Raw genomic sequence first — 19,975 nt, 5'->3', positions numbered from 1 at the left:
GTCACAATCCTCAATCATAAGGCGGCCTCAAACGGCCGGTTACGGTCAGCACGGTATGGATGTGGTATGGAACTGCAGCGGCGATGTCGCTATGAAAGTAGCCGATCGGATAGGTCTTGAACTTTGAACGCTTCGGCTTGTCGCCTTCGGTGTCGGGCAGTCGTCTATGGGTAATAATGTATGGCGGCGTAACGACAACCGGGTATAGCTTATCAAGCCTACACAACTGTCCGAACGGACGGGGCCACTTCACATCCTGGCCTGAGCGGCTTCCTTATGATTTGATCCCGCTGCTTTGAAATTCGCAATATGCACGAACGCGGCGGTCGATTATGATAAGGGCAATGAAAGTCATCGGTCCTGCCGCCAGCATGGTATTACAGCCCCGCATGGGGTAAACCCGTCATTAATCGTGATCTGCAGGAGCAAGCCGTCATTCGTGCCGTTACGTCCACTGATGTCGCCCGGCTGGCTGGCGTATCCCAATCGGCTGTATCGCGCGCATTTTCTCCTGATGCCAGCATTTCCCCACGCACAAAGCAGAAGGTGCTGGCCGCAGCCGCCAGCCTTGGTTACCGGCCCAACCGTATTCCGGCCATTATGCTCTCGGGGCGGTCATACATGGTTGGCGTGGTGATTGGCGGGCTGGAAAACCCGTTCTATGCCACGGCGCTTGAACGTCTGGCGACCGCGTTACGTGAAAGCGGCCTTCAGGTACTGCTCATGTATGTGGATGATGCCCTGACCCTTGATAGTGCGCTTGACCAGTTGTTGAGTTACCGGATTGATGCCATCGTCACCTCGCTGGCAATCGGATCCAAAACGGTGGTGCGGGCATTGTCCCAACTTCAGATACCGGTTGTCTGCTTTAACTCCTCGCTGGTGGGCCCCTGGATCTCGACGGTCAATTCCAACAATCATGGGGCAGGGGTTGCTGCTGCGCGCCTGGTGATGGAACGGGGCGTGACGCAACCGGTCTGGCTGGCTGGTCCAGGCAAGAATGCCGCCTCCCGCGCACGTGGCGAAGGGTTCTGCCAGGGGTTGCGGAAGGCAGGAATGCCCATGACCGGACTGACCCGGTTGCGGGGTGATGATACCTACGACAGTGGCTACGATGCCATCACCCGCCTGTGGAAACGGGGCATCCGGCCAAACGGCATTTTTTCCAGCAATGATATGATGGCCTGCGGTGCGATTGATGCCCTGCGGGAACGTATGGGCCTGATCTGTCCACGCGATGTCATTATTCTTGGATATGATAATATCCCTCAGGCTGGATGGCGCAGCTACGACCTGACATCTTTCGATCAGCGTACGGAGCGGATGGTTACAGGCGCCATGGAACTGCTGGATGAAGCCCTTGTGGCAAAAGACAGCCCCCTTTCGCGCACCCATGTTGTTGACGCTCAGTTGATCGAACGCGGTAGCACAACCCTGACTGACTGACGGATTAGGGCTTGCGTCCGGGCGTAAAAAGCGTCTTGTTTTGCATAGCTATGCAATCCGCCTCTTCACCCATCAGGAACGTCGTATGAGCAACCAGAATTTCCGCAGCATTCTTACCGGCTCGTTTTCCACGCCCTGCGCTGACAATCCGACCGTCGCAATGATCGAGGCGGCGTACCGCCATGCCGGGATCGATGCGCGCTATATCAATTGTGATGTCAAGGCTGCGCATCTGAAGGCGGCAGTAAGGGGCGCAGTTGCCATGGAATGGGCAGGTTTCAATTGCTCCCTGCCCCATAAGGTGGCCGTGATCGAATATCTGGATGAACTGGCGGAAGCCGCGCGGATTATTGGTGCCGTCAACTGTGTCGCCATTCGCGATGGCAGGCTGGTGGGCAACAATACCGATGGCAAGGGCTTTCTCGCCTCGCTCAGGGATGTGGTTGATCCGGCTGGCAAGAAAATCTTTATGCTTGGCGCGGGTGGGGCGGCCCGCGCCATTGCGGTGGAACTGGGGCTGGCGGGAGCCGCCCACATAACGGTGGTCAACCGCGACGCGGCAAAAGCCGAAACCATTGCAGCACTGGTGCGCGACAATACCGGAAGTGACGCAGCCGGCTGCCCATGGTCGGGAAAAGCCTGCATTCCAGATGACACCGATATTGTCATTAACGCCACGTCGGTCGGTCTTGGTGACGCGCAGGCCATGCCTGAAATCGATCTCGACACGCTGGCAAAGGGCCAGATCGTGGCGGATGTCATTCCCAATCCACCAATGACACGCTTCCTGCGTGAAGCCCGCGAACGTGGCTGCACATCGCTTGATGGCTTGGGCATGCTGGTCAATCAGGGCGTGATCGGCGTTGAGCTATGGCTTGGAAAAACGCTGGATGCAGGCGTGATGAAACAGACCCTGAGCGATATTTTCGGCGCATCAGACGCAGGCTGACCACCAGTTCGTCTTGACCACAGGGAAAAGGAAAGCCCGGGATGCCGACTACCCCGAATATTCAGGACATATCCCGCTACCATACCCATAGACGTGCCCTGTCCGCACTTGCGGCCATGGTGCATCGGGGGGACCAGACCCTTTCCGCGCGCCGGTATGTGTCCATTGCCGCCGCGGTTGCTGCGGTGGGTGGTCTGCTGTTCGGATATGATACCGGGATCATCGCTTCCGCCCTGATTTTCGTTACCCAGACATTTTCACTTTCTACGGCGGGACAGGAATGGGTGGCTGCGGCGCTGAACATCGGGGCGATCTTTGGTGCCTTGCTGAGTGGCCCCGTATCAGATCGATGGGGACGCCGGCCTGCCATCATGGTGGCTGCCGGTATATTCATCGTGGCATCGCTGGGGTGCGGGCTTGCCCCTGATGTCAGCATCCTGATTTTCGCGCGCCTATGGCTGGGTGCGGCGATAGGTGCCACCACGCAGATCGTGCCGGTCTATGTCGCCGAACTGGCCCCGGCGTCCCGGCGCGGGGGACTGGTATCGCTGTTTCAACTGGTTTTTTCACTTGGTCTGCTTCTGGCGTTTTTCGTGGGGTATGAACTGTCCGGTGGTGTCGAGTCATGGCGTGCGATGTTCATGCTCGGAGCCGTTCCGGCAATTCTCCTTGCTTTTGGTATGATCTTCCTGCCGGAAAGTCCGCGTTGGCTGCTGCATCATGAACATGAACACCGTGCAGTGTCGATCCTGTATAAACTGCGGGGGCATAAGGATATTGTGCGGCAGGAACTGGATGATGTCCTGACAGTCGATGCGGGAGAGGCAGACGGAGACAACGGGGCCAGCCTGAAACAGCGCTGGATACGGCCTGCTCTTCTGGCGGCATTGGGGGTTGCGGCTTTCTCCCAGCTATCCGGCCCCAATGTCATTGTCTATTATGCGCCCATCATCCTGTCGCAGGCCGGTTTGGGTCATTCGGCGGCATTGCTGACATCCGTGTCCGTCGGGGTTACATCCACAATTACAACGGCAATGGGGATCGCGTTCATAGACCGCATCGGTCGTCGGCGCATGATGCTGTATATGTTGCCACTCGCTGCCCTGTCCCTGTTCGTGCTGGGGGCTGTATTCCTCAGTTCCGCACCACTTACGGGGGTGCGGCTGGTCCTTATGGTCGTATCCCTTCTGGGCTATATCTTCTTTAATTTCGGCTCTCTATCCGTTGCGGTGTGGCTGATCGCTGCCGAAGTCTTTCCCCTGTTTGTCCGCAGCAAGGCCATGGGAATGGCCAGTGCGACGGTGTGGGTGTCCGATACGCTTGTCTCCCTTGTCACGTTGTCGCTGGTTGAGGCGCTGGGCACGACGGGTACTTTCTGGCTGTTCGGTTTCATAAATGTCGCGGCCTTTGTCTTCGTGTGGAAATATGTGCCCGAGACGGCAGGAACCACACTGGAAGAAATTGAAAGCGCGCTTCGATCTGGAACGTTCTATACAAATATTGGCAAGCAGACTGGTACGCGTCGGAATTTCTGACTGGAAGAACCAGGACGATCCTTCCTGTCGAACGTCACACAATTGTAGGGCCTGTGGCCACATCGACTGGGAAAGGTGCTTTTGAAGATGGCGTCACGCGCTGTGCCGCATGGTAGTCAATGGCTTTGCCGCGATCAGTTCTGACAGATCGAAAATCCAGGAGCCTGAATTAGAAAGCGGTTTGATTTATTTTCCGCAGAACTCTGTGGATATGGGCGATCATCAACCACGCGCAGGATGACGAGATTGTTACCTCGACATCCTTCGTGAGGTGGCGGCATCGTCCCTTGCAGATCCAACGGCAGAAATAGCCCTGTACGGTTGTGAAGGCGGGAAAGTGACGCGGCAATTGCCGCCCCTGGCAGCCCGAGATGACGATATGGAGGATCGCCTTCATGACCCGGCGCAATCAGCGCCCACTCCGCATCGCGCAGGTCGCTTGCATACTCCAGGTCGCACCTGTCAGAGCGTGCTGGCATCATCCCTTGTCATGCGGCGAGATGCGGCATCTGTCAGCACGAACCGAACCACGCACATTTTGAAGCACACCCAGATGTGTCAAAAAGCATAATTGCCAGCGGAGGTTGATTTAGGAAGATATTAAAAAGACATTAATCGCTTATACTCATCTTTCATGTGAATTAAAAATTTAAATCCAGTTAAATACCCTTCATTTGTAGTGCATAATTCGTTGTTTGTGACACGTTTTTCTTTTTGGTTTCCTGAAAAATATCCCACGCATTCTACGTCAAACATTTCTGCGCCATCGATTATTTCAAACATAAATCCTTTCAAGATAATGGATTTTCCGCGCGATCCAGAAAATTCTCCTGAATGATGCCAGTCGCTAAATTGCCCATACTCATCCATTGTTTTGTATCTGATTAAAATTAGTGATTTTTCGTGAATGTTTATGGAGAATCCTTCTATCGGGTTTCTGAAATCAAATAAATAAATGCTTTTTCTGTTGAGATTTATATCACCGGCATTCTGAGTATGAAATGTGTAATCGGCGTCAAGAAGAAAAGATCCACGGAATATACAATTTGGGCTATCAAAATTATATATGTTGAGTGAATTTACGGACTTTAATTTATTAACAAGTTCATCCGTATTGATGAAATCGTATTTTTTGTCAAATGGAATGTAATGCGAATTTGCGTTTGATATGTTATTTGTTATTAATTGTGTTGAGATCGGCTTGTCCCATGACCTTCTGTCGCCTAATTCAACAAGTGTATGCATCTCCTTTGAAAAAATATTATTATGCAGTGCACTGCCAGGGAGGCCTACGATCGTTATGGAATTATAAAAAGTGTTTATCTGCTCAATAAGTGACATCTGTCCTGGCAGAATAATCTCAAATCCGTTTTTAGAAAAAAGCTCTTCTATTTCCTTCGTGTTTCCGATTCTGTCATTGCTTTCCCTTGAGACGTAAATATTTTTATTCAGATCGTCTTTTTTGTAAAAATCCACTAAATTTTTAACAATTTTTCTATAGATAATGTTGCAATGGCTATTTATTATCAATGATTTTTCAGGAACGTCCAGATTTTCTATGGCCGTGTTTTCTTTTAGTATATTTATCTTATTTGTATCTATGCCTAATCCACGGTAGGCGCTGCGGTGAAAATCCAGAAGTTCAAATTCTTCATAGCCGCCAACAAAAGGTGACAAGAGATAATTGTCATATTCTGATATATTTTCTATCCATAATCTGGATATTCCTTCCATAATGAAATGCCCATAATGTTTGAAAAAGTTTCCTATATATAAAGACTTTCCTCGGATAACGTTTTCTACCTTAAAGGAACTTATATTTTTTGCATTGAAATCGGCAACAAGGTCACCATCGAACCCGCCGCCGCGCTCCGTTTCCTGAATTAAAGACCCATCATTTGCATAAATGGCAGATTGTATCCCCATATAAAAATGAGACGGTCCGAGAACTTTATCCAAATTTTCCTTTTTTATGATTTCAAATTTTTTAAATAAGGAATTTTTATAGTTTTTTATACTTATTTTTCTTAGATGGACTTTTTCTCTCATTGACTTGAACCTGTTTGAAAATTCTATAGGATATTCTTAATAGTGTATTATTATGAATATAATATAAATTTCAGAATGCTGTTGGTACTGGAAATTCTTCCTGCCAGGGACGCAGGAGGATATTGCGATGCGCAATCGTATCCTTGCCGACATTGCGCGCAATGGAACGACTGACATGTTCGATGACGCCCGCGCGGCGATGCATGCTGCGCTGCATCTGCCGGACTGCGCGCCTGTGACGTTATGAAACTGCGCGCCTGTGACGTTATGAATGGGATGATAAGGTATTATCCAGAATAACAGGTTTTGGATGCTGTCTTCTTTTGGAAAGGCAGCATCTGTCAAAGCTTTCTGGACAAGCATAACCAGAAAACTGCCTTCTGGTTGCATCGCGTGTTCAGGGCGGGGGTCGCGCAATCCTGAATGGTGTTCAGCCAAGCCGCATGGACACTTCGACATCTTCCGCAAACGGCACGGACAGGTAGCCATTGGCAGTGGTGCGTACACGCGCCAGGTAGTCAGGGTTGAGATCGGCATTATCCGCGATAACCAGCGCGCCTGCCCGCAGCCTGCTTTCCAGCAGCGACAGGATATCGGGATAAAGTGGCTTGGCGCCGTCGAGCAGGACGAGGTCGATGGTCGCGGGCAGGTCAGTGGCAAGTGTGGTCAGGGCATCTCCCTCACGCAATTCCACAAGATCTGTCAGTCCGGCGTCTTCGAGATGCTGCCGGGCGCGCGCGATTTTGGCGGGTTCGAACTCGGTCGTGATCAACCGGCCACCGCCATTGTCGCGCAGGGCGGCAGCAAGGTGAATTGTCGAGATACCGAAGGATGTTCCGAATTCGATCATATCCTGCGCCCGGATGGCGCGTGCAAGCATGTAAAGCAGTGTGCCCGTCGTGCGCGAAACAGGAAGCCACAGGTCTTTTGCAAGGCCGTAGAATTTCAGGTAGTCGGTTCGGCTTCCGGCCAGACAGTATAAATCTTCGCGCGATAATCCGGCCACGGCCGGGCTTGTTGCCGCATCCGCTTGTGCAAACAGGCGGTCCAGCAGGGGGGCAACGGGCGCGCTGGTCAGGGTCGTGTCCGCGGGCATGCGGGCAGTCATGGCGATGGTTCCATTCAATCGTTGTGATCGGGTGTTGTGCGAACCTTGCGCGGTCCAAAAAATACGATTAATCCGTCACGTTTCCTATTCGCATTTCCGGAACGATATGGCTGATCAGCGGAACCCACGGATTTCAGTCCGGAAACAGCCCTGTCAGGCACGCTCTGCAGGGCTTGTCGCCACAATTCTGGAAGCGGCAGTTCATGTTCTGGCGGTAGAAGGTGCGGCGCGTTTTACGACGGCGCGCGTGGCGGAACGGGCAGGTGTGAGCATCGGCTCGCTTTATCAGTATTTTCCTAACAAGGCCGCGATCCTGTTCCGGCTCCAGACGGATGAATGGAGACGGACAAGCGATATGCTGCGCGATATCCTTGAAGATGTCCGCCAACCCGCACTGGAACGCCTGCGCAGGCTGGTTCATGCCTTCATCCGTTCCGAATGCGAAGAGGCGGCAGTCCGTGTGGCGCTTAATGATGCCGCACCGCTCTACCGGTATGCGCCGGAAGCCGTTGAGGCACGACGGGCGGCGGACGGCATCATCGCGCGGTTCATGCATGAGGTTCTTCCTGATGCCTCGGACATGACGCGCGATCTTGCCGGTGACCTGATAACGACGACATTCAGCGCGGTCGGCAAGGCATTTTCCGAAATACCGAGAACCGATGCGGACATCACATCCTATGCCAGCGGCATGGCCGACATGTTTGTGGCCTATCTGACGCATCTTGCAGGTGCAGGACGGACACGATAAGGCAAGGCCGGGGATGAATAGCGGACAGGGGGCAGCTTATTCAACTTCATATGAACAGGGCTGCAGGTGTGACAGCTCTTCCAGAAAAGCCTCCCATCCTGTCTTTACGTCCATAATGCATGGCAGGGTCTGCCAGGGCATGAACAGTAATCATAAAATATTATCGGACCGGAGAATGGTATTTTTCAGTTTTCTGTATTCTGCCATAACCAGACATGCCGTGAATATGTTTTGTTCATAAGCGCCGTTTATAATCTCATGTATAATCTATCTTTGACGTCCTGCTGCTGATTGATCTATTCCGTTGTCCAAGACACCGCAGCATGCATCCGTCCTTCAGGGCGGGATATCGCTGACGGAACCACTATGCCGGGAAGTTATTTATAAATTCCAAGTCTTCCGGCATGAGTTTTGGAAAGTATCGATGCAGTACGCACATGACCCGGCGCTCCTTCTGGCGCGCTTTCAGTTCGCCTTTACCGTAGGCGTCCATATCATCTTTCCGGCCTTTTCCATCGGGCTGGCGGCCTATCTGGCGGTTCTGGAGGGGCTGTGGCTCAAAACCGGACGCCCCGTATTCCTTGACCTGTACCGATACTGGATCAAGGTGTTCTCCATCGTCTTCGGCATGGGGGTCGTATCGGGACTGGTCATGTCGTATGAATTCGGCACCAACTGGTCGATCTTTTCCAAAAAGGCCGGGCCGATTACCGGCGTGCTCCTGTCCTATGAGGTCATGACCGCCTTCTTCCTTGAGGCAGGCTTCCTCGGCGTCATGCTGTTCGGCATGAACAAGGTGGGGCGCAAGCTGCACTTTGCGGCCACATGCTGCGTATCGGTCGGCACCCTGATTTCCATGACGTGGATCCTGTCATCCAATTCATGGATGCAGACCCCGCGTGGTTACACCATCGACCCGGCTACCGGGCGATTCATGCCTGCGGACTGGCTGGCCATCATCTTCAATCCGTCCTTTCCGTTCCGTCTGGTGCATATGGGGCTGGCGGCGTTCCTGTCCGTCGCCTTCATCGTGGGGGCCACGGGGGCGTGGCACATGCTCAGGGCACGGAAAGAAGGAAAGGCGGCCAGTGAACCCGTACGGGTCATGTTCTCCATGGCCATGTGGATGGCTGCGGTCGTGGCGCCCCTGCAGATCCTTGCTGGCGACGCGCATGGCCTGAACACCCTTAAATACCAGCCGGTGAAGATCGCGGCGATGGAAGGGGACTGGGTATCGGAAGATCATGCGCCTGAACTGCTGTTCGGCATTCCCAACATGAAGACCGAACATACGGATTATGCCATCAGACTGCCGCTGGCCGGGTCGCTGATCCTGACGCACAGCCTGAACGGCAAGGTGCCGGGCATGAAGGACTTTCCCCGTGACCAGCGGCCACCGTCCTATGTCATCTTCTTTTCTTTCCGCATCATGGTGGCCCTTGGCATGCTGATGATGCTGGTGGGACTGTGGTCCCTGTGGCTGCGGCGGAACCGCACCCTGTTCACCAACCCGGTTTTCCATCGTGTCGCGCTGTGCATGGCGCCTGCAGGTTTCCTGGCGCTGCTGTGCGGCTGGATCACGACGGAAGTCGGTCGTCAGCCGTGGACGGTCTACGGCCTGCTGCGCACATCCGACAGTGTATCGCCGGTTGCCCTGTCCTCCATGGCGTTTTCGATGACGGCGTTCGTGGTGGTCTACGTGCTCGTGTTCGGCTCCGGCATGGGCATTCTGGTCCGCATGCTGGGCCGCGCACCGCAGGAAGGCGAGCATGATACCCCGCCTGACCACGCTCCCGATATTCTGGCAGCCCGCATGCATCCGGGCGTGATTGACCCCTCTACTGGCAAAGGAGCCTGAGGCATGATGGACTTCGCATACTGGCTCCCCATCGTATGGGCCGTCATACTGGTGGCCGCCATTTCGATCTATGTCGTCCTTGATGGCTTTGACCTTGGCATCGGGATGCTGTTCGCGCTTGAACGTCACCCGGACCGTCGGGATGTGATGGTCAACACCATCGCGCCCGTCTGGGATGGGAACGAGACGTGGATGGTGCTGGGTGGAGCCGTGCTCTACGGTGTCTTTCCCGGCGCATATTCCACCCTGCTGCCGGCCTTTTACCTGCCGATCGTACTGATGCTGCTCGCGCTGATCTTTCGCGGCGTGGCGTTTGAATTCCGTGTCATGACGCGCGGCACGGGCAGGGAAGGGATGTGGAATGCCGGTTTCATGGCAGGCTCCGCCATTGCCGCCTTCTGTCAGGGCGCGATTCTCGGTGGCGTGGTGCAGGGGATCAAGGTTGTTGACGGTGCCTTTGCCGGTGGCCCGCTCGACTGGCTGACGCCGTTCAGCGTCCTGTGTGGCCTGTCGGTCATGTGCGGTTACGCCCTGCTGGGGGCAACGTGGCTGATCTGGCGCACGACCGGCGTGCTGGAGGAATCCTGCCGCCGCTGGGCTGCCCGGCTTGCTGTGGGCCTGTTCATCGGCATTGTGGCGGTCAGCCTGTGGACGCCGCTGCTGCACGCACCGTACCTGCGCCGCTGGACCGACTGGCCGAACATTGCGTTTGTTGCTCCCGTGCCGGTTCTGGTGGTCGTGCTGGCCATGCTGTTTGTCATGGGGCTGCGCAGGGGGCACTCGAAGGGACCGTTCCTGTGTGCGCTGGGCTGGTTCTTCCTGTGCCTGTCCGGTCTGGGGATTACGGTGTGGCCCTATGCCGTGCCGCCGGGCCTGACGTTGTGGGACGTGTCGTCCCCGCCATCCAGCCAGTTCTTCCAGTTGATCGGCACCGCCATCCTGCTGCCGATCATCCTGACCTACACGATCTATTCCTACCACGTCTTTCGCGGAAAGGTGACGGAAACCGATGGGTATCACTGAGATTGTCCGGGGGAACGGTGATGATGCGCCACCCCGTACCGGTGCACGGATCGCATGGTTCGTTGCGATCTGGTCACTGAGCACCTGCGTGTTTTTGGGGGCTGCGTCCCTGCTGCACCTGATCGTGCCCAGGTAAAACGGACGGCATGTCCGGCGTTCTGCGGCAGGGCACGGGAATTTTGCGCGATGCGGAGGGTGCCCGAAATCCGCAGCCGTATCGCGCGCGCCTGCATGCCTGCCCGACTGGATGAAGCCGGGCAGGCATCATTGGGCAGCGAAAAAAGTCCGAATGCAAATCCTGCCGTCATCCCACTGGTGACGCCGGGATAACCGTCAAGGTACACGACCACCCGGTCGGACCGACGTGATGTGATGCTGAAGTGACCGGAATGACCCGGTGGCTGTCTTATTCTGGCAACACCTTACATCTATATATGCCTGAATACAGGTCTAGATACGAATATATATAGACAGCGGCATATCGGGAATGGAAGGAAGGGCCCAACGTCATTTGTTCATATCACGGACGAACAGCCTTATGCTTCGTTGCTATAGTACTTTTTTTATAACCGGAACGTCGGGAATGTTCCTGCTGGCCAGCACTGCGCTGGGGGCGCCGGCAACATCTACGCCGCAGGATAAGACTGGCAGGCCAGTTGCCGTAAAGGCGGCGTCCCCCGGAACGACCGTTGCAAAAAACCAGGCCACCGGAACGCCTGCAGGCCAGGTATCGGGCGCGGCAGCCCCCATTGCCGGGATACTGGATGGTTCAAACGGGGAAACGATCACCGTTCATGGCCACCATGCGGCGGATGGTACTGGCGCCAAATATATGAACAAGAACATCTATCTGGGACCGCTGGGCAACCGCGACACGCTGGATACGCCCTATTCCGTCATGGGCGTGCCGCATGACGTCGTCGTCAACCAGCAGCTGCGTAACATCAATGACATGGCGCAGTACCTGCCTTCAGTGCAGCTGGAAATCCGCGGTGATCCCAACACGTCGCGGCCGCAGTCGCGTGGGTTCGAGGCCGATGTGATCGCCAACTCCCGCCTTGACGGGCTGAATGTGGTCTCCACCACGCCCTATCCGGCGGAATGGGTTGATAACCTGCAGGTCCTCAACGGTCTGGCCGGGGCCATGTACGGGCCGGAAAACCCGGCTGGCGTGTTTGAATATACCCTCAAGCGTCCGACCAACCGCCGCACCGAACGGCTTTCGGTCGGTGTGGATTCCATTGGCACGCCCACGGTCAATGGCGACATTTCGGGCCGGGTTGGCCGTAATGGCTGGTTTGGTTACCGCCTGAACATGCTGCACGCCAATGGCTCGGCCTATGCGCCGGGCAGCTGGATCCGGCGTGAGATGGTCAGCGCCGATTTTGATATCCATTTCGATTCCAAGACGGTCCTCGAACTCGACGCCAGCCACTATACCTATGATGAACGTGGCATGGCGCCGGGCTTTGGCATTCCCGCCGGCACTGCCGCCAATCCCACCGGCATTGGCGGGCAGTTGCCCGAAGCGCCAGATCTGGGGCGGCGCATGGCGCCGGACTGGAGCGGCTACAACATGGAAACCAATACCTTCCTTGCCAAGATCAAGCACCAGATCAACAGGGACTGGAGCTTTACCCTGGGTGGACTGTATCAGGATGCCATGCGCCAGTCCTTCGGCATCACCGACTCCCTTAGCGCAACCCAGGGATATGAGGGCATCTATTCCTCAAGTGCTACGGCCACGACAACGGCAGATGATTTCCGTGTTGGCAGTAACATGGCCTATTTCAACGGTCGTGTTCATACCGGTCCGCTGACGCACGATCTGGTCATTGGTACCAATGGTTACATGATGGGCAACTATAACCCCACCAATGCAGTGACCACCAAGCAGAGCCTTGGCACATACAGCATGTATGGTGCTGCGCCGACCAACGGCACGCAGCCCTATTATACCGGTCGCTATAAATCCAGCAGCGTCATGAGCCAGTCCTTCATCATTGGCGATACGATGCGGATTAACAAGCACTGGTCTGTCATGGGTACGCTGGCGTGGAGCTGGATCGACCAGAAGAACGCGCTCAATGCCTCGAGCGCGCTCAGGAAAACTGTCGAGGCCGATGCGGCCTTCAGCCCGACAGCCAGTGTCATATACAAGCCGACCCAGAACCAGACCCTGTATTTCACCTATGGCCGTTCTGTAGAGGCCGGTCCCGTTACACCCAATAACGCGGCCTATACCAATACGAACCTTGCGCTGCCGATCGGGCATTCGGAAGAATACGAAGTGGGCTATAAGCTGCGTTACCAGAAAATGCAGTTCAATGTTGCAGGTTTCCGCATGACCTCGCCTTACGCCATGTATGTTGCTGCGGCCAATGGTACCTGCGCCAGCAACACGAACTGTCAGACCTATGAATATGGTGGCACGCAGCGCAACTACGGTGTGGAAGCCCAGATTTCAGGTGAAGTCCTGCCCAACCTGTCAGTTTTGGCTGGCATGACCTGGCTGGACGCGGAACTGGTCAACAGCAAGACCGCCGCCTATAATAACAAGGAGATCGTGGGCGCAGCCCCGCTGCAGGCCAACCTGCTGCTGGATTACCGCCTGCCGGCTTCACTGGGGTCCTTCGCTTCGGGCTGGGCGTTTAATGCCAGTGTCCATTACATGGGCAACCGTGCGGCCAACATCACCAATACGCTGCACACCGGGTCTTACACCACGCTGGATCTTGGCACGCGCTATGCCTTCCATGTGTCCAGGTTCCCGTGGGTTGCGCGTTTTGGTGTCAGCAACGCCACGAACGAACGCTATTGGGCTTCGGTCTATACAGGTGCGCCCAGTGGCACATCCGGTGCCGCATCAACCCTGTATGCGGGGCTGCCGCGTGTCTATCACTTCACACTTTCGATGGAGTTCTGATCCACGTTTCGTGAAAGGAGGCATGCGGACCGCGTGCCTCCTTCTGTGTGATACGGATCGCCTGTGGCTGCCGGTAAAGCGGAGGGTCAGGCAGGCTGTTCCGGGATGATATGACCGGCTGGATACGCCCCTGATCTGGCCGGGACCATTCCATTGTTCGAAAATAAAGCCCCATGCCACCAGACAGGTATCCTGCGGACGTCGCTTAAGACGTAAATACAATCGTCTTGTGGCCAGTTATGATGGTACGGCGTTCAATATGGTACCTGACGGCACGGGCCAGAACGCGGCGCTCTATGTCACGCCCCTTGCGCACAAGGTCATCGGGTGTATCGGCATGGGAAATACGCTCGACATCCTGTTCGATGATCGGGCCTTCATCCAGATCGCTCGTCACATAATGAGCCGTTGCGCCGATCAGCTTGACCCCCCGGGCAAAGGCCTGATGATATGGGCGTGCGCCCTTGAAACCGGGCAGAAACGAATGGTGGATGTTGATGCAGCGTCCTGACAGCCGGTGCGACATGTCATTGGACAGGATCTGCATATATCGTGCAAGGACGACCAGTTCGGCCTGGCTATCGTCCATGATCCGGAGGATCTGCGCTTCCTGCGCTGGTTTGGTTTCCGGCGTTATCGGCAGATAATGAAAGGGAATGCCGCCAAAATCCAGGTTTTTATATACGTCACGCGGGTGGTTTGAAATAATGCCGACCGGATCAATCGCCAGTTCCCCGATCCGCCAGCGGTAAAGCAGGTCCACCAGGCAATGATCAAAACGGGACACCAGTATAAGAACCCGTGGGCGCTGGGCCGTGGTGGTCAGGGACCACGTCATGTCGAATTCATGGGCCAGACGCATGAATTCCTGTTCCAGCACCGACCTGTCCGTTGTGCCGTCCTGTATTTCAAAGACGACACGCATGAAGAACTGCCTGCTTTCCGTTTCGTCAAACTGCTGGGCTTCGGTAATATTCGCGCCCAGTTCAGCCAGACCATGGCTTATTCCCGCCACGATGCCGGGACGGTTGGGGCATTTTATCGTTACGATATAGATTGTTTTGACACCCTTGGTCATGGGTAAACTTCCGATACAGGTACGCCACCACGCGCCGCGTGGCAAAGGTCGTGGTAAAGACTGTGGGCAAGACTGCGAAAAACGAACAGGTCGTATGTCGGCGTCATGTCATGCTGTACGATCTGGACGGGTATATGTCCTGCCAGCGTCAGGGCCGTGCAGTCGGGCGCGAACGCACGGGGATGCAGGTCAATCGGGACAAGTTTGGACAGGATTGCCCGTGAATCCGGGCCGCTGACCCGTATGACGCTGCGTCCATCCCCCTGTGTCGTAATGGCCGCGTGGGGCCGTGTCGCCCTGTGCAGCCCGGCGACGAGGTCAGGCTGCCCCCGGGGCGCGCAGACCAGCCACAGGTCCAGTCCCGCCCATATGAAACGCACGGCGTCATGGCCATCGCGGGCATGGGGTGTCACAGGCGCCTCAACGCCGTATGTCGCCAGCAGTGCGGTCTGGACGGCAGCATGGGACGCAGGGGAAAACTGCATGCTGGCAAGCTGCAGATCCGGCCCCGGTCCGATCGTGACGCGCGCGGCCTGTTTGCCCCCGGGTGGCGTAAAGGGGGCTGATGGAATGGGCGGCGTGGCGGCCAGTGTCTCAGGCATGCAGGCGGTCTCCGGCAGGGTCGAAGAAGGTGGGGGGGCAGACGACTGCGGCAACCTGGCTGTCGGCCAGTGGGTTATGGACCATGATCGTCTCGCCATGACGGCCGGGACCGCCAGACAGGAAGCCCAGCGCGATCCATCCATCCAGTGTCGGGGACCATGTGGCAGACGAGATCCATCCCTGATCATGCGCGCCCGTGGCCTCAGCGCCATGGGGCAGCAGGTGGCTGCCGGCGACCAGTTCATCGTGTGCATGGACCGGACGCAGGCCAACCAGCGTGGGACGCGCGGGGTCGGTCAGGGCAGGGCGTGCGGCCATGGTGCGGCCAATGAAGTCCTTCCGGGTGGACAGCATCCGCCCCATGTTCAGGTCATGCGCCGTCGTCTGGCCATTGAGTTCCGGTCCGGCAGGATGACCCTTTTCAATGCGCATCACCCCCAGTGCTTCCGTGCCATAGGGCGCGATGCCATACGGGGCACCAACCTTCATCAGCAGTCGTGCCAGCGCATCGCCATACCGTGCGGGAACCGCCAGTTCGTAGGCCAGTTCCCCGGAGAAGGAAAGGCGGAACAGGCGCGCGGCCTGTCCGCCACATATGGTGATTTCGGCTGCATGCATATACCCGAAAGCGTCATTGGACAGGTCCGTATCCGGATCAACGACATGACGCAGCACATCGCGTGAGCGCGGACCGGCAATGGCCAGCTGCGCCCATTCATCGGTTACGGATATGAAGTGGACATCCAGTTCCGGCCACAGCCACTGGTGGCACAGTTCCATGTGCTGCATGACCGCGCCAGCATGTGCGGTGGTCGTGGTCATGACATAATGCTGCTCATCCAGTCGCGCCGTGGTGCCATCATCGAAGGCAAAACCGTCCTCCCGCAGCATCAGGCCGTAGCGGACCCGCCCCACGGGCAGTTTCTGCCACCCGTTGACATACAGCCGATCAAGGAAGGTGGCGGCGTCAGGCCCCTGGATATCGATCTTGCCCAGCGTGGTGACATCACAGAACCCGACAGCCGTACGGACGGTCCTCACCTCGCGGTTGACGGTATCGCGCCAGTGGGTTTCCCCGTCCTGCGGAAACCACTGTGCCCGGTGCCATATGCCATTGGCCGTAAACACGGCGCCCTGCTGGCGCGCCCATTCATGGGTGGGGGTCAATCGGTCCGGCTTGAAATGCCTGCCGCGATGCGCGCCTGCAAGCGCGCCGATGGCCACGGGCTGCACGGGCGGGCGGAACATGGTCGTGCCCGTCCGGACAATGTCCCGACCGGTCTGCTGCGCCAGTGCCGTCAGGCCATTGATGTTGGATGTCTTTCCCTGATCGGTTGCCATGCCCAGCGTGGTGTAGCGCTTGACATGTTCAACGCAGCGAAAACCCTCCATCGCGGCCAGGCGCACGTCCTTTGCCGTAACGTCATTCTGGAAATCGATGAACGCCTTGCCATCCCCGCCTGCCTGATCCCGTGGCGCGGGCTGGATGGCCTGAATGCCGTAGCTTTCCCGTGGTGCGGCGGGCAGAGGCGGCAGTTCGGTGTCAAAGCCACACGCGGCAGCGGCTTCCTGCCCGCGCGCAGCCCCTTCGTGCAGGCAGCCGGCGGTTGTGAAGGTACCATTGGCCACGCCAGCCGCCAGCATGCCGGGCGGGAAAGATCCGGCTGTGAAAGCGCACAGTTCCGGGTCATAAACCGGTTTCGCGCCCAGATGTGTTGTCAGGCTCAGTTCCGGGTTCCAGCCGCCCGACATGGCGATCAGGTCGCAGGCCACATGCCTGACCCTGCCCGACCGGTCCCGTATGGCCGCAGCATGAACCCTCAGGCGTCCATAGGTATTGGCAATCGTGCCGCCAGTGAACAGGCGGGCGCCAGTGCCGCGGGCCACCTGCTGCGCCATATCACTGGCCTCCGCGCGCGTATCGACAATGGCGGTGACCGCTGCACCGGCATGCTGCAGGTCCACGGCCGTGCACAGGCCATCGTCATTATTGGTGAAGACGACGGCGCGCTGCCCCGGCACGACACCGAAACGGTTGATATAGGTGCGCACGGCCCCGGCAAGCATGATGCCGGGACGGTCATTGTTGGGGAAGACCATGGGGCGTTCAATTCCGCCGCCCGCAACAATGCAGCGACGGGCGACAATGCGCCACAGGCGCTGGCGGGGCTGGCCGCTGGCGGGGCAGGGAATATGATCCGCCACGCGTTCCAGCGCGCCATAGGTGCCGCCGTCATATGTCCCGAAAACACAGGTGCGCGTCATGATGCGCATCTCGGGCATCTGGCGCAGGGCGGTCACGGTCCGGTCCGCCCACTGCCAGCCGGGAACGCCATCAATGTCGGTCCGGTCCGCCCGCAGGCGACCACCTGTCACGCTGTCCTGTTCACACAGGATGACCCGCGCGCCCGAACGTCCCGCCACCAGGGCGGCGGCAAGCGCCGCCGGGCCACTGCCCACCACCAGCACGTCACAGAACGTGGTGGTTTTTTCATACAGGTCAGGATCTGCCGCATCCGCGGCCCGACCGAGACCCGCGGCACGGCGGATGAGGGGTTCATATACCTTTTCCCAGAATGCGGCGGGCCACATGAAGGTCTTGTAGTAGAACCCGGCCGTAAACAGGGGAGAAAACAGACCGTTAACGCCAAGTGCGTCCATTCTCAGGGATGGCCAGCGGTTCTGGCTGCAGGCATCCAGCCCGTCGAATATTTCGGTGACAGTCGCGCGGCTGTTGGGTTCGCGTCGTGCGCCCGTGCGCAGTTCCATCAGGGCATTGGGTTCTTCCGGTCCAGCCGTCAGGATGCCGCGCGGGCGGTGATACTTGAACGAACGGCCTGCAAGATGCAGGCCATTGGCCAGCAGGGCTGACGCCAGCGTGTCACCCGGATATGCGTCATAGCTTGTCCCGTCAAAGGTAAAACGGATGATCCTGTCCGGATCGATCCCATTGGCGGGGATACGGCGTCCGGTCTGTCCTGACGGGCGGGAGGGGCAGGCGCCTTTCTTCCACGGCAGTTTCATGATCCGGCGTTTTCCCTGGCCAGGCGCGCGACATCTGCCGCGCGGGCGACATCGGCAATTTCATGGGTGCGCATGTTGCGCGTCACGACCAGCCATGCATGGCAGCCCGCGCCGTGGTACCACAGTTCCCGGTGCCATCCGTCGGGATTGTCCCGCAGGTAGACATACTCCACCCATGCCTGTGCCGGTGCATCCGTACCGGGACGGTGAACCGTGGCATCCCCCCGATAGGTGAATTCTTCAAGGCCGCGTGGTCCGCAGCAGGGACAGTTCAGACGCATTGGAACCTCAGTGCAGATTGGGCTGCGCGCCCATGCCTTTTTCGTCGATCACGGCCCCGCGGCCGAAGCGGTCCAGCCGGTATGCGGTTGCGACCGGATGGGGTTCGTTACGTGCGATCAGGTGTGCGAAACACAGACCTGATGCAGGTGTTGCCTTGAACCCGCCATAACACCACCCGGCGTTGAGATAGAGGCCGTCCACCGGTGTCCTGTCGATGATGGGGCTGCCATCCATGCTCATGTCCATGAGGCCGGCCCAGTGGCGCAGCAGCCGGACACGGCCAATCCGGGGCATGAGCGCCATGCCGCCTTCGCACACGTCCTCGATGACCGGCATGTTTCCGCGCTGGGCATATGAATTATAGCCGTCGATATCACCACCAAACACCAGCCCGCCCTTGTCGGACTGGCTGATGTAGAAGTGGCCCGCGCCAAACGTCACCACGCAGTCGATGAATGGCTTCAGACCTTCGCTGACAAAGGCCTGCAGTACATGGCTTTCAATCGGCAGGCGCAGGCCCGCCATGGCCGCGACCCGTGACGAATTGCCGGCACATGACAGTCCCACGCGCCCCGCGCCAATGAACCCGCGCGTGGTTTCAACCCCGACCGCCTGACCCGCATGCATGCGGATGCCGGTGACTTCGCAGTTCTGGATGATATCCACACCCAGCCGGTCGGCCGCCCGGGCGAAACCCCACGCCACGGCGTCATGCCGCACTGTGCCGCCGCGTTTTTGCAGCAGGCCGCCCAGTATGGGGAAACGGGCGGCATCATAATTCAGGAACGGCAGCTTCCGGCGTACTGCTGCCGCGTCCAGCAACCGCGCATCTACCCCGTGCAGCCGCATGGCGTTGCCCCGGCGGGTATAGGCGTTGCGCTGGGCATCGTTATGGAACAGGTTGAGCACGCCGCGCTGGCTGACCATGGCGTTGTAATTGATGTCCTGCTCCAGTCCTTCCCATAATTTCATGGAACATTCGTAGAAGGGAATATTGCCCGACAGCAGGTAGTTCGAACGGATGATGGTCGTGTTGCGGCCGATATTGCCGTTGCCGATCCAGCCCTTTTCCACGACCGCCACGCGGTGGATGCCATACCGCCGGGCAAGGTAATAGGCGGTGGCCAGGCCATGGCCGCCGCCCCCCACGATTACAACGTCATAGGCGGGCTGTGGCCGTGCGTCCCGCCATACGGGGCGCCAGCCCGCCTGCCCGCGCAGAGCTTCCCTCAGAAGGGTAAAAATGGAATAATGATTACTTTTCATTACGAAGTCTTCGCTCTGCCACCGTAGTCCATGCTAACGGCTTTCATAATGGAGACATTATAAATTTTTCTTATGGT

The 19,975-nt window shown here is 57.4% G+C and carries 15 protein-coding genes and 3 pseudogenes; 8 read left to right on the top strand and 10 right to left on the bottom strand.

From position 1 onward, the window contains the following. Positions 1-34 precede the first annotated feature (34 nt). Positions 35-163: pseudogene (locus B7449_RS24295) on the bottom strand (IS481 family transposase); the annotation flags it as partial. A 197-nt stretch (positions 164-360) separates the two neighbouring features. On the opposite strand from B7449_RS24295, the gene B7449_RS05210 reads away from it, so the two are divergent. The 3 genes from B7449_RS05210 (at position 361) to B7449_RS05200 (ending at position 3,930) form a co-directional block, all read left to right on the top strand. Continuing rightward, positions 361-1,446 (top strand): LacI family DNA-binding transcriptional regulator, encoded by a 1,086-nt coding sequence (locus tag B7449_RS05210; protein ID WP_199858322.1) that lies wholly within the window; start codon positions 361-363, stop codon positions 1,444-1,446. 85 nt (positions 1,447-1,531) lie between these two features. Further along, complete coding sequence (aroE, locus tag B7449_RS05205) at positions 1,532-2,395, top strand: shikimate dehydrogenase (RefSeq protein WP_039734553.1); 864 nt, start codon at positions 1,532-1,534, stop codon at positions 2,393-2,395. Between the two features lie 41 nt (positions 2,396-2,436). Further along, positions 2,437-3,930, top strand: a complete 1,494-nt coding sequence (locus B7449_RS05200) for a sugar porter family MFS transporter (RefSeq protein WP_039734552.1) — start codon at positions 2,437-2,439, stop codon at positions 3,928-3,930. A gap of 169 nt (positions 3,931-4,099) precedes the next feature. Here B7449_RS05200 and B7449_RS24750 read toward each other — a convergent pair. From B7449_RS24750 to B7449_RS05185, 4 genes and pseudogenes are all read right to left on the bottom strand, one after another. Then, a pseudogene (locus B7449_RS24750) lies at positions 4,100-4,216 on the bottom strand (IS5/IS1182 family transposase); the annotation flags it as partial. After that, positions 4,190-4,412 (bottom strand): annotated as a pseudogene (locus tag B7449_RS24290) (transposase); the annotation flags it as partial. The pseudogenes B7449_RS24290 and B7449_RS24750, both read right to left, overlap by 27 nt. Positions 4,413-4,530: 118 nt before the next feature. Next, entirely contained in the window at positions 4,531-5,979 is a 1,449-nt protein-coding gene (locus tag B7449_RS05190; RefSeq protein WP_039734551.1) for a glycosyltransferase family 61 protein, read from the bottom strand. A gap of 430 nt (positions 5,980-6,409) precedes the next feature. Further along, positions 6,410-7,087, bottom strand: coding sequence for an O-methyltransferase (locus tag B7449_RS05185; protein WP_141654745.1), 678 nt, complete (start codon positions 7,085-7,087; stop codon positions 6,410-6,412). 106 nt (positions 7,088-7,193) lie between these two features. Here B7449_RS05185 and B7449_RS05180 point away from each other — a divergent pair, with 106 nt between their 5' ends. From B7449_RS05180 to B7449_RS05165, 5 genes are all read left to right on the top strand, one after another. Next, positions 7,194-7,838 (top strand): TetR family transcriptional regulator, encoded by a 645-nt coding sequence (locus tag B7449_RS05180; RefSeq protein ID WP_039734549.1) that lies wholly within the window; start codon positions 7,194-7,196, stop codon positions 7,836-7,838. A 424-nt stretch (positions 7,839-8,262) separates the two neighbouring features. Continuing rightward, positions 8,263-9,696, top strand: coding sequence for a cytochrome ubiquinol oxidase subunit I (locus B7449_RS05175; protein ID WP_039734548.1), 1,434 nt, complete (start codon positions 8,263-8,265; stop codon positions 9,694-9,696). A gap of 3 nt (positions 9,697-9,699) precedes the next feature. Next, positions 9,700-10,719, top strand: coding sequence for a cytochrome d ubiquinol oxidase subunit II (cydB, locus tag B7449_RS05170; RefSeq protein ID WP_039734547.1), 1,020 nt, complete (start codon positions 9,700-9,702; stop codon positions 10,717-10,719). Then, positions 10,706-10,855, top strand: a complete 150-nt coding sequence (locus B7449_RS19680; RefSeq protein ID WP_141654744.1) for a DUF2474 domain-containing protein — start codon at positions 10,706-10,708, stop codon at positions 10,853-10,855. The genes cydB and B7449_RS19680 overlap by 14 nt, the downstream gene beginning before the upstream one ends. A gap of 447 nt (positions 10,856-11,302) precedes the next feature. Further along, entirely contained in the window at positions 11,303-13,645 is a 2,343-nt protein-coding gene (locus tag B7449_RS05165; RefSeq protein WP_082084770.1) for a TonB-dependent siderophore receptor, read from the top strand. Between the two features lie 205 nt (positions 13,646-13,850). Here the strand turns inward: B7449_RS05165 and purU are convergent, their stop codons facing one another. Genes purU through B7449_RS05140 form a run of 5 tightly spaced genes read right to left on the bottom strand, consistent with a single transcriptional unit; the run spans position 13,851 to position 19,898 of the window. Continuing rightward, positions 13,851-14,723 carry a formyltetrahydrofolate deformylase gene (gene purU, locus B7449_RS05160; protein ID WP_039734546.1) on the bottom strand — a complete coding sequence of 291 codons (873 nt, stop codon included), beginning with the start codon at positions 14,721-14,723 and terminating at the stop codon, positions 13,851-13,853. After that, positions 14,720-15,325, bottom strand: coding sequence for a sarcosine oxidase subunit gamma (locus B7449_RS05155; RefSeq protein WP_052279995.1), 606 nt, complete (start codon positions 15,323-15,325; stop codon positions 14,720-14,722). Before B7449_RS05155 ends, purU begins: the two co-directional genes overlap by 4 nt. Continuing rightward, positions 15,318-18,350 (bottom strand): sarcosine oxidase subunit alpha family protein, encoded by a 3,033-nt coding sequence (locus tag B7449_RS05150; protein ID WP_039734545.1) that lies wholly within the window; start codon positions 18,348-18,350, stop codon positions 15,318-15,320. Before B7449_RS05150 ends, B7449_RS05155 begins: the two co-directional genes overlap by 8 nt. Further along, complete coding sequence (locus B7449_RS05145; RefSeq protein WP_039734544.1) at positions 18,347-18,631, bottom strand: sarcosine oxidase subunit delta; 285 nt, start codon at positions 18,629-18,631, stop codon at positions 18,347-18,349. Before B7449_RS05145 ends, B7449_RS05150 begins: the two co-directional genes overlap by 4 nt. A 7-nt stretch (positions 18,632-18,638) precedes the next feature. Beyond that, positions 18,639-19,898, bottom strand: a complete 1,260-nt coding sequence (locus B7449_RS05140; RefSeq protein ID WP_039734543.1) for a sarcosine oxidase subunit beta family protein — start codon at positions 19,896-19,898, stop codon at positions 18,639-18,641. Positions 19,899-19,975 lie beyond the last annotated feature (77 nt).

Origin of the sequence: Komagataeibacter intermedius TF2, assembly GCF_000964425.1 — a bacterium.
GTDB lineage: Bacteria > Pseudomonadota > Alphaproteobacteria > Acetobacterales > Acetobacteraceae > Komagataeibacter > Komagataeibacter intermedius.
Note: the sequence above shows the minus strand (reverse complement) of the source record. Positions and strands in the feature narration are given on the sequence as shown.

Coding starts and splice junctions, on each gene's coding strand:
- B7449_RS05175 (WP_039734548.1), top strand. CDS start 8,263: ATGCAGTACGCACATGACCCGGCGCTCCTTCTGGCGCGCTTTCAGTTC.
- B7449_RS05165 (WP_082084770.1), top strand. CDS start 11,303: ATGTTCCTGCTGGCCAGCACTGCGCTGGGGGCGCCGGCAACATCTACG.
- B7449_RS19680 (WP_141654744.1), top strand. CDS start 10,706: ATGGGTATCACTGAGATTGTCCGGGGGAACGGTGATGATGCGCCACCC.
- purU (WP_039734546.1), bottom strand. CDS start 14,723: ATGACCAAGGGTGTCAAAACAATCTATATCGTAACGATAAAATGCCCC.
- B7449_RS05155 (WP_052279995.1), bottom strand. CDS start 15,325: ATGCCTGAGACACTGGCCGCCACGCCGCCCATTCCATCAGCCCCCTTT.
- B7449_RS05140 (WP_039734543.1), bottom strand. CDS start 19,898: ATGAAAAGTAATCATTATTCCATTTTTACCCTTCTGAGGGAAGCTCTG.
- B7449_RS05150 (WP_039734545.1), bottom strand. CDS start 18,350: ATGAAACTGCCGTGGAAGAAAGGCGCCTGCCCCTCCCGCCCGTCAGGA.
- B7449_RS05185 (WP_141654745.1), bottom strand. CDS start 7,087: ATGACTGCCCGCATGCCCGCGGACACGACCCTGACCAGCGCGCCCGTT.
- B7449_RS05145 (WP_039734544.1), bottom strand. CDS start 18,631: ATGCGTCTGAACTGTCCCTGCTGCGGACCACGCGGCCTTGAAGAATTC.
- B7449_RS05190 (WP_039734551.1), bottom strand. CDS start 5,979: ATGAGAGAAAAAGTCCATCTAAGAAAAATAAGTATAAAAAACTATAAA.
- cydB (WP_039734547.1), top strand. CDS start 9,700: ATGATGGACTTCGCATACTGGCTCCCCATCGTATGGGCCGTCATACTG.
- B7449_RS05200 (WP_039734552.1), top strand. CDS start 2,437: ATGCCGACTACCCCGAATATTCAGGACATATCCCGCTACCATACCCAT.
- B7449_RS05180 (WP_039734549.1), top strand. CDS start 7,194: ATGGCTGATCAGCGGAACCCACGGATTTCAGTCCGGAAACAGCCCTGT.
- aroE (WP_039734553.1), top strand. CDS start 1,532: ATGAGCAACCAGAATTTCCGCAGCATTCTTACCGGCTCGTTTTCCACG.